The organism is Pedobacter frigoris (assembly GCF_005116445.1).
Taxonomy (GTDB): Bacteria; Bacteroidota; Bacteroidia; order Sphingobacteriales; family Sphingobacteriaceae; genus Pedobacter; species Pedobacter frigoris.
Genome location: NZ_SWBQ01000006.1, coordinates 212,435 through 218,434, shown reverse-complemented (window position 1 = coordinate 218,434; position 6,000 = coordinate 212,435). Strand labels below are relative to the sequence as shown.

At 40.5% G+C, this 6,000-nt stretch carries 3 protein-coding genes; all 3 read right to left on the bottom strand.

Annotation, left to right across the window (positions count from 1 at the left end):
• Positions 1–2,432, bottom strand: a 2,432-nt coding sequence (locus FA047_RS18795) for a DUF6443 domain-containing protein (RefSeq protein WP_225872792.1), incomplete at its 3' end; no start/stop codon positions are given.
• A 12-nt stretch (positions 2,433–2,444) separates the two neighbouring features.
• A complete protein-coding gene (locus FA047_RS18790) occupies positions 2,445–3,587 on the bottom strand; it encodes a hypothetical protein (protein ID WP_136837631.1) in 1,143 nt (380 codons plus the stop codon).
• Positions 3,588–3,603: 16 nt separating this feature from the next.
• Entirely contained in the window at positions 3,604–5,943 is a 2,340-nt protein-coding gene (locus tag FA047_RS18785; protein ID WP_136837630.1) for a hypothetical protein, read from the bottom strand.
• Positions 5,944–6,000 lie beyond the last annotated feature (57 nt).

The window sequence follows — 6,000 nt, the reverse complement described above, 5'->3', positions numbered from 1 at the left end:
TCGGCAGTATACTGGTAGGCCAATTTATTAGTTGAAGTCCAGGTAATCTCATCCGGCAAATTTGCCGCATTGTAAGCAACAGCAGTAATACCCTTGTTTACATCTGATATCAGCCTGCCATTCCCGTCATACACATATTCAGTGGCCTGCTGCGCCTGGTCGTTGAAGCCCAGTGCCTTCACCCCTGATGAAGCCCCGCTCAGGTCATCGATCTTTACATGCCGACCCCCTTCATAATCATAAACCAAGCTGTCGATCTTTTCCCTCACCCCGCTCAGCAAAGCATATCTATTCAATTTCTTTACGTTACCGAGATTATCATAAGTCGCATTCTCATTGTAATTACCGTTATCTGTCCCCGAGGTTGAAGACACCGCAGCCGTCAAGCGATCAAGCTTATCATAGGAAAATTTATATCCCAATTGCGGTGAAGTACTGGTACGGGCCACTTTCCATTTGCTCTCACTGATATTCCCATTATACTGCGGGCTAGCCCCATCATCATACTTTAGTTCCTGCCCGAATTTAGTATTCCCTGAATAAGAGACCCCTATATTATTAATGGACTTCAGCCAGCCTTGTTCATTAAAGGCATAATCTATAGTCTGTAAATAATTAGCGCCATTATCAACAGAATGCAGCTTTTTGTTGATCACCTGACCAAGCTCATTGTATTCTAGACTGGACAAGATCACTGGTGTCTGGCTATTAATGCGTTGTTTGGTTTTCAACAAACGTCCTGCATGGTCATACTCATAATACTCCCTGAGCGTAGTTGTCACACTGTTTCCCACACTAATCCTCTTGATAGAATCTATAGCTCCAGAAAAACTATAATAGCTGTAATACTCATCCGTACCATTTAAGTTGTTTTGCGCTTTGGCAACAATCAACTGTCCTTCTTCATCATAGTAATTAACTTTCCAGAGATAAGTGCCGGTGCCTAGTATCTTTGACACACTTGCTGTAGGCAATCCCTTTACCGTCTCAGTGCTGCCCGATGGCAAGGTATTCCATGGACAAGAACCGGGCAGATCATAGTCATCATAAAAATTGGCACTGTAGGTTTCTGCTACATTACTGGTAGGAAAAGCAACATTAGTATAACCAAGTGCACCGCCTGCGTCACGCTGCTCCCAATTTACTGTAGATGCACTTATCAATCCCTGCACCGTCGCCCTGCTGCCGCTATTTTGATAACGACCTGAAAGTGCTATCCTACCCATCATATCATATTTGATGAATGTCCATTCCTGATTGGTACGCTGTACCGAATCCTGGGTAAGCACAGGCATATCCAGCTTATTATACACAACATACTGCCAGCCCGCACCAGGTATTTTCTTTTCAACCAACCTGCCCCGCTCGTCATAATGATAAGCATACACATGTTTTTTAAACGTAGTATCACCTTCAACAAAACTTGAAGCCACTATCGATGGTGCCAAAACATACAAAACCCTATCGGTAATCACAGGATCATAAACATAATAAGTCGTGATGGCAACGCTTCCCGTTTCGAACAACTTCTCTGCTATCAGTCTTCCTCCCTGGTCTGTGTAAACTTCTTTCGTCCCAGCTTTTCCTGATACCCAGTTGGCATCCATTGCAATCTGTTTATATAAGCCTGAAAGCGTACCGGAACCTGAAATTGTAGAACCGCTCTTCTGCCAGTTTACAATACCGTCACCACTTACACTTAGTGCTACATCTGCTTTTGACGTATGACCGGATGAGGCAATACCTGAATCATAGGGTTGCCATGCCGCCCCTGCACTACCCTGTTCCTGCCTGCCAAGTGCAGTTGGATCAACTATAGTCTTAGCATATGGATAAGTTGTGTTTGGATAGCCCTGACCTGTCTGCTGATAAAAACTGTATTGTCCACTGCCTGAATAGCCGCCTGTGCCCGTTAAAGCATCTGTTTTAAAGCCCCCACCCACATTTGTACTGGTCGTGTAAGGCAAGTACTGCGTGTGCATTCTCCCTGCCTGATCATAATTTAATGGCTGCACAATGTCTTTGCCTGAGGGAGATCCTTGCACTACAATACTCTGCATGGGCCTACCCAGACCATCTACATATTCAATAGACTCAGTCACCTCACTGGTACTCCTGCCAGTCTGGTTTACATGAGTACTTGTTTTGATTCCAGGGATTTTAAATACCCGTACACTACTATAATTTAAGTTTGCATTTGGCGAAAACGAGAATGTAGGGTAAGCACTGCTAGTAATATATGCATGGAAGTTATTACCATAAGGAACATAAAAACCGTCTGTCAGCGTAATCGACTTGCGTGCTGCGATCAGTGGACTACTATAATTGTTCAGCACGATATCTTGCTGCGCATATACCCCGTTGGTTACCGCTGCAAATAAGAGAACCAGTAAGGTCTTAAAAAGCCTTTTTTGCGTTAATTGTTTGCTCATAAAATCAGATGATTAGTACTGTTTTTGATTATAACTATAACTTTTAATGATGTTTCTATTCATGTCCCTTTCGTACTTTAATCGCTGAAAGCCGTCATAATCATAATACAGGGTGTTGCCCCTGGCATCTGCTTTTGTAATGATCCCTACTAATGGTTTAAACGCAGTGCTACTCATCATCGCCTCTTTTGGATGCAACCTCAAATCATCTATATATCCTGTTCCTGATATAGTAATAGACCCCGAAGAAGTAGTTAAATATTTAGTGATCAGCGACCATCCATCTAAGGTTCTCCCCGTGATCGTCTTAATAAACGTAATTCCAATCCCGGTAACGGAAACCGTTGCACCCGACTTCTCCCAATAGCTCAATTGAAATGTCTTCGAATTGGAAAGCCCTGTTTTGGTGATATTACCCCCTGCAAGATTATAGCATTGTTCGCCAACCGGCGAGGTCACATCACCACTGCATGTGCCTGAAAAAGTCCAGTTGCCTTTTGCCCGTCTTTCAAAACTGGAATAAGCAACGTCAGTGATGGCCACATTACTGACTTCAGCAATGACATAACGGTTGTTATAACCCCATACAGAACAACTTGTAATCCCATTGGTGGCAGTACTTTGTAGTAAATTCCCCATACCGTCATAAACATCGTAGGTAACCCTCTTCTCGTAGCGCAAGTCAGGACTTATTCCATCAGTCAAATGCTGTGGTGTGCTCAATGAGTTTAAATTAGAATAACCAAATTCACTAGTAAATCCGTTCACAGGTCTAACTAGCGCCAACTGTTCCCGCATCAGCGCCTTTCCCGATGGATAGTAAAGAGATATTTGTCCACCCACTATGCTATCATGATCAAGAACAACTGTTTCCAAAGGCAAACTAAACAATCTGTTATTGATTAGGCTGTCTATCATAGGAGTACCTGAGCCAGACCAATAGTCCCTAGGATATAAATATCTCGTTACTCTATTCACCTTACCATCTGCTGTAGATATGAATTCTTCAGAAATAGCGTTGCTGGACAGGTAGGTATATTGATAGTATAGTTTAGTAGAGTCTGTTAGTGATTTAACCGGCTTCAACGGTTCCGCCTTGCTGACTAAACCTATAAAAGTTAAGCAGAAGATAATAAATATTGATTTAGATCTCATAACAATGTCTTTAAAATTATTCAGTATATTTTGTTACAATGCGGCTCGAAAGAAACCGATTTGGATAAGGTAAAATCAAGTAACTGTTAAAATCAAACACAGATTGAATACCTGTACTAGTATAAATACCCTCCAGACTCATACCTCCCGAGTAATCGGGCGCCATCATTGCATAATTACTGATCCTGATATTTCTCAACCCAGAACCATAAGTAAGCATATCATCAATATTTGAACCCGTATATGTATATTCTTCTCTACTTGTCTTTTTCCAGGTGGATTGGATCATCTGGTAATTCGTAGCAGAAAGCATCTTCGGCTTATATCCTAAAATAACCGCTCTAAAATTCTCAGGTTTATATATCCTTGAGATGACACCCCTTCCAGCTATGTTAGGATTGGTATTCCTCTCTGTTATTAAAGGAATACTTGGTTTTATTACATTAATCAGTGAATCATATACAAATTCAGTCTTGGATATAGCAACATTGCCATTGTATATTTTCTCCGTGACTTTTGCATAGTAAACAGGATTTTCTTCAAAACCTGCAAAATCCAGATTTCCTTTGTATTGATTGCTAAAATTGTAAGTATTGTATAATATCCAATTTGATGGATCTCCTAAATTATCTGGCAAAACACCTATTTCTGCACCTTGCCTGATTGTATTACCCCAATTAACAATGTTGTCCATGTTGAGCACATAACCCGTTCCCAGCGGTATATTCCCTGACTGAGGACTGTCATCGTCGTTATCACCATAGGTAAAAGTGCGCCTTTGAGCCTGTCCTATAATGCCATCATTACTGATAATTTCCCTGACCCTGTAACCGGCTCCAGGTCCATATACTTGATAAGGTGATGAGGAAACTAAATGATTTTCAAAAGAATATGTGGTCGTTCCACCTTTAGGGTATTTTATCTCTTTAAGTAAATAAATTGGTGGGGTTGCAGTATTTACTAATCGCGTATCAAACTCCATGCTCGACACATAGTCTTCTAAATATCCGTAGGTTCCATAATCAGGTTTATATATGGATACCCCCTGGCCAATCCCCTCGTTAAATGGAATGGATGTTTTCTTTACAATATTATTTACCCTCTTCGAAAGATACCCCCAGTTATCCGTACCCAAGGCTAAACTATCAAACAGGACATTATTCTGATCTTTCATTTGATACGTGAAGCGATAGACCAACGCTTGTTCACTTCCTCCGTTAATCTTTACTGAGTCAAGAAACGCGAAACGCAATCCTTGTGTATAATACAAATTCACCTTCCTGATCAAATTACTGTCTAGATCCATGATTTTTATCTCATTGATCAAATCTTCAACCACACCCCCTATGGTCATATTTTGATAACCATATGTAACGATCCCTTCAGGAAAATTAATGCCCGCCGGAATCTGATCCTGACCATATGTGACGCCTGAACTATCTGACCTTACATAATTGTAAATTGATTCATTATATGGAAAGCACTCTTTACATCCTTCTTTGATGTGTACAGATTTACCAAATCTTTTTTCTGATGGCCAGGGCATGAAATAACTAAAAGACACTGTATCCCCATTTAACGCAGTAGCAGATTTTAACATCCAGGCTGTATTTATAGCGCTAACGTCTGTGTAGACAAATTGGATCGCAGCATCCTTTCCAAATTCGTATTGGGTTCCCTGCTCATCTTTTACTGCGAAATATTGACTAGCTATAGGCCCATTAAAAAACTTAATATCCGTTCCTAAAAATGATTCATCCAGCGTGCTTATAACATAAGGACTTCTGGAAGTAAACACGAACCGTCCCGACGTATTAAATAAATTGTATCTGAAAATATCCATTTCTGAATCACGATAGTCCGTTGTGTGCAAGTCAGCATGATAAATGCTTGTAGAAGATCCATCCCTAGCTGGATCCGGGAAAATAAACTTCGAAAGATACATATCTCTAAAAGCGCTGTTATAAAATGTATTAGAAGGATAGGACGACATATCCGCCTGTGTTCCTTCTAAATACATACTATCAAGATCAGTCATAGGATAATATTCATCTTCTCTTCCACGTACTGTCCTAGAGATCTGAAAATTTGTCGAAATTGACCAACCTGCGCCAACCAAACCAGACTTCTGGTTCATTTTCAGGCCTCCGGCGTGATAGCTCAAAGAAATGGGAATCTTTGACCCTCCAAAATCAATGTCATACAGAGGAATTTGGATTTGAGGCAATCCTGTATTATAAGATACCGGATGATTCATTGATTGCTCAATCGCCTTGCTCGCTCCAATAGGACTTACCTGGGCCTTAATGATTAGATTAAATAAAAGCAAAAATGTAAGAATTGTTAATTTTCTCATTTTATAATTGTTATTCGGTTTTTCTCTATTTGATTTGCTCTATATTTTTTTTTAACA

What these genes read in the sequence shown, in the direction of transcription:
- FA047_RS18785 (WP_136837630.1), bottom strand. Translation starts at nt 5,943, where the DNA reads ATGAGAAAATTAACAATTCTTACATTTTTGCTTTTATTTAATCTAATC.
- FA047_RS18790 (WP_136837631.1), bottom strand. Translation starts at nt 3,587, where the DNA reads ATGAGATCTAAATCAATATTTATTATCTTCTGCTTAACTTTTATAGGT.